General features: G+C 74.9%; 3 protein-coding genes. 1 reads left to right on the top strand and 2 read right to left on the bottom strand.

The genetic code is table 11. From position 1 onward, the window contains the following. Positions 1 to 189: 189 nt before the first annotated feature. The gene (locus AB0O29_RS34380; RefSeq protein ID WP_365159913.1) at positions 190 to 762 is read left to right on the top strand and encodes an XRE family transcriptional regulator; all 573 of its coding nucleotides are present in this window, start codon (positions 190 to 192) and stop codon (positions 760 to 762) included. A 13-nt stretch (positions 763 to 775) separates the two neighbouring features. On the opposite strand, the gene AB0O29_RS34375 is transcribed toward AB0O29_RS34380, so the two are convergent. Further along, positions 776 to 2,737: an AAA family ATPase gene (locus tag AB0O29_RS34375; protein ID WP_365159910.1), complete on the bottom strand. Its 1,962-nt coding sequence runs from the start codon at positions 2,735 to 2,737 to the stop codon at positions 776 to 778. 376 nt (positions 2,738 to 3,113) lie between these two features. Beyond that, a complete protein-coding gene (locus tag AB0O29_RS34370) occupies positions 3,114 to 3,749 on the bottom strand; it encodes a hypothetical protein (protein WP_365159907.1) in 636 nt (211 codons plus the stop codon). Positions 3,750 to 4,052 lie beyond the last annotated feature (303 nt).

The following is a 4,052-nucleotide window of genomic DNA, read 5'->3' as shown; positions in this document are numbered from 1 at the left end:
CGGGGCTGTGAACAGCCCCGCCGGCGTTTGAGGCGCGGGGCTGGATTTCGCGCAGCGAGATTCCAGCCCGCGCGGCGTTTGAGCGCAACGGGTCCGGGCAGCGCCCGGGGAACGGTGGAAGGGCGGGTGGGGGACCTCACCCCGCGCAGCGGCACCCGGCACCGCGAGGCCACCCGGCAGAATGGACCCGTGGACCCGGACACGGAAGCGGTACTCGACGCCATCGGCCCCCGCCTCCGCACGCTCCGCCGCACCCGCGGCCTCACCCTGGAGGCCCTCGCCGCCGCCACCGGCATCTCGGTGAGCACCCTCTCCCGCCTGGAGTCCGGCAAGCGCCGCCCCACCCTCGAACTCCTCCTCCCGCTGGCCCGCGCCCACCGCGTCGCCCTCGACCAGCTGGTCGGCGCCCCGCCCACCGGCGACCCCCGGGTCCATCTGGAACCCGTCGGCAGACACGGCGGCGTCATCGTCCCGCTGACCCGCTACCCGGGCCGGATCCAGGTGTTCAAACAGGTCCTGACCCCGCGCGAGCCCAAGCTGGCCACCCACGAGGGCTACGAGTGGTGCTACGTCCTCGCGGGCCGGCTGCGCCTGATCCTCGGGGACGAGGAACACGTCCTGAGCCCCGGCGAGGTCGCCGAGTTCGACACCGCCCGCCCCCACTGGTTCGGCCCGGCCGACGGCCGCGCGGTGGAGATCCTGCACCTGTTCGGCCCCCGGGGGGACCAGGCCGTCGTCCGCGCCGGCCCGCCGGCCCCCTGACGGCCCGGCCGGGCTACAGCGGAGGCTCAGGCCGCTCCTGGGGCCCCCGCCCCGACAGCACCTCCCCGTACGCCTGCATCAGGTCCGCCAGCCGCAGCGTCGCCAGGTCCTCCCGCGAGGGGTCCCCGGCGAAGCCCGCGAGCCGCAGGTCCCGGTAGGCGCAGCTCTTCTCGTACAGGGTGCGCAGGAAGCGCCCGTTGCCGAGCTCGTCGATCCAGCCCTGCTCCACCACGTGCCCGCTGATGCTGCGCAGCTCCTCCAGGGCCTCCTCGTCCCAGCCGTCCCCGTTGGCGTCGGCCAGCACCCCGCCGATCGCGGTCAGCTCCCCCGGCCGGTAGCTCGGGAAGTCCACCCGCGTCGTGAACCGGGAGGACAGCCCCGGGTTGGCGGCCAGCAGCCGGTCCATCCCCGCTGGATAGCCCGCCAGGATCACCACCAGGTGGTCCCGGTTGTCCTCGGCGCGCTTGAGCAGCACCTGGAGGGCCTCGTCCCCGTACGCGTCGCCCTTGCTGTAGCCGGAGTTGGACAGGCTGTACGCCTCGTCGACGAACAGCACCCCGCCGATCGCCGAGTCGATCAGCTCGTTCGCCTTGACCGCCGTCTGGCCCAGGAACTCGCCGACCAGGTCGGCCCGCTGGGCCTCCACCAGGTGGTCGCCGCCCAGCAGCCCCAGCGCGTAGAACACCCGCCCGAGGATCCGGGCCACGGTGGTCTTGCCCGTCCCCGAGGGCCCCGAGAAGACGAAGTGCCGCTTCGGCGGCTGCACCGGGAGCCCCTGCGCGGCCCGCAGCCGGGCCATGTGCAGCTGCGCCGAGAGGGCCTTGACCTGCCGCTTCACCGGCTCCAGCCCGACCATCCGCTCCAGTTCCGCGAGCGCCTGCGCCAGCGCCCGCGGATCGGCCGGCCCGGCCGGCAGCCCGACGGGGGTGCCCTGCGGGGGGAGGGTCACCTTGTGCCGTACGCCCTCCAGCCGGCCCGTCCCGGCCGGCGGCCCGAAGCGCGGGTCCGGCGGCTCCCCGGGCGTCGGCGGGTCGGCGTCCACCTGCCCGTCCGGGGCCACGTCCTGCACGGGCCCGCCGCCGCCCAGAGCCACCGCCGTGTAGTCCCCGCCGGCCGGGGAGAGCCCGTGCCCGGCGAAGCCCTCGGACAGGTGGCCGCCGTACCCGGCGTACCCGGCGGCGTCCGCCATCCCGGCCATGTCGTCGGGGTCGGTGCTGTCCTCGATGGCCGTCAGCCGGGCCGCCGTATCCATGAACGCCGGGTCCACCCGGTGCACGGCCCGGTACAGCGGCAGCGCCGCCGCGCTGCGCCCGGTGCCCTCGCGGGCCCGGGCGAGCCAGTACCGCAGCTCCTTGCGCTGGGGCTGCTCGCTGCGGCAGCGCATCAGCGCCGCCGACAGCATCGGCTCCGCCTGCCCGTACATCTCCAGCCGGACCCGGGCCATGCCGCCGAAGAGCCCCGCCTCGATGCCCAGCAGCGGATCGTGGACCAGCGGCTCGGTGTGCCGTACGAGCTGTTCCCAGTCCTTGACCAGGTAGGCCCGGCAGGCGTGCAGGAACCGCACCTGCGGATCGGTGTCCACCGGCGGGAGCGCGGCCAGCGCCTGGTCGAGTTCGGGGACGTGGCGGCCGTCCAGCCAGTGCGAGGCGTGGGCCAGCAGCAGGTCCCGCCGGCTCTCCAGTACGGGCTGGACCCACCAGCCCAGCCAGTACCAGGAGTTCAGGGTCCGCCGGTGCCGGGTGCGCTGCTCGCCGAAGCGGTCCCGGTGGGCGTACATGCGCAGTAAGGCGTTGGTGGTGTCCGCGCGCAGCGCGTGCAGTCCCAGCCAGGCGTCGGCCATCGTGGGATCCAGGCTGACGGCCGTGCGGAACTCCTCCTCGGCCTGCGGGTAGGCGCCCATGGTGCAGGCGTCGACCCCGCGCAGCCAGGCGAGTTCGGCCGGGGCGTGTGCGCCGCCCGGCATGCCGAAGTCCATCACGTCCCCCACAAGCCTGCCCGTGGCACGTGGCAACCCCCGCGCCGAGCGCGCGAGTTGTCCACCCGGCCGATGAAATCAGGGCTGCATCGTACCTGCGGTGACGCACCTTACCCAGGGTGCGGTGGGTACGGGTCGGGGGTGTGCCCCGCATGCGTACGGTAACTCAGGGTGAGGAACGGTGGGCGGAGCGACGCCCGCAGGGTCCGGACGGGGCCGGATCGGGGCAGAACGAAGCCCCCGATCACGGGGGAACAACCGGGGGCTTCGCGTCCGCGGCGGCCTTCGCAGACCGCGCATTCAGAACGTAAGGCCGCATCAGGGCCCGGGTCAAGCGGGTCGGGGCGGCGCTCCGGGCCGAGTCGAGCGGAACTGCTCAGGTCTGGGGGAGTCCGTCACCGTCGGTGAGCGCAGAGGGCGTTCCCGGGGTCGCAGAAACCCCGGAAGTCCACTCGTATCCCGTACCGCTCTGGTGCACCAAGGTGTCCGCGAAGGGGCGTGAAGGGTCGTCGGAGAAGTGCGCGAGCTCGGCGCGCTCCCATCCGTCCCAGAAATCGGAGAGTTCGTGCCCGTCCCGGCCGCGCCCCCGTCCCCAGGAGGTCTCGCGGGGGGTCTCCATCCACAGCAGTCGCGCCAGATGCGGGCGCAGCGCCCGCCGCCCGGCCCCGACCCCCTCGACGAGCAGCACCGGCGCCGGCTCCAGCACCCGCTCGGGGCCGAAGCGGCGGAGCTCCCAGTCGTACGGGGCCCAGTGCGCGGGGCGGCCGGCGGCGAGCGGCTCCACCACCTGGGTGCGCAGCCGGTCCCACCAGCCGAAGAGCTCGGTGTGGGTGGCCACGTCGTCCAGGTGCAGCACCGGCGCCCCGCCGAGGGCGTCGGCGAGCCGGCCGGCGAAGGTGCTCTTGCCGCTGCCGGCGTGACCGTCGACCCCGATGACCCGGACGGGGCCGAGGGAGGGGGGCAGGGCGGCGAGCTCGCGCGCGAGCGGTTCGAGTGACGGGTGTCGTTCCACCCCGCCCAGCGTAGGCCCTGGCCGGGCGTGATCCGGGTCCGTGCTTGGGCGCTGCCCGCGTCCCGCCGCCGCTGCGCGGGGCTCGCTCCCCGCCCCGCCCTTCGCCCGTTCCCCGGGCGCTGCCCGGACCCGTTCCGTGCGCTCCGCGCCCGGTGCGCTCAAACGCCGCGCGGGCTGGAATTTCGCTGCGCACAGCCGGCCGCGGGCTGGAATTTCGCTGCGCGAAATCCAGCCGCGCGGGCGCCCGCACGCGATTGCCGGGCCGAGCCGAAATCCAGCCCCGCCGGCGTTTGAGGCGCGGGG

Source organism: Streptomyces sp. NPDC089915 (genome assembly GCF_040684675.1).
In the GTDB taxonomy this organism is placed as follows: domain Bacteria; phylum Actinomycetota; class Actinomycetes; order Streptomycetales; family Streptomycetaceae; genus Streptomyces.
The sequence above is the reverse complement of the archived record's forward strand: the minus strand, read 5'-3'. Positions and strand labels throughout refer to the sequence as shown.

What these genes read in the sequence shown, in the direction of transcription:
- AB0O29_RS34375 (WP_365159910.1), bottom strand. Translation starts at nt 2,737, where the DNA reads ATGGACTTCGGCATGCCGGGCGGCGCACACGCCCCGGCCGAACTCGCC.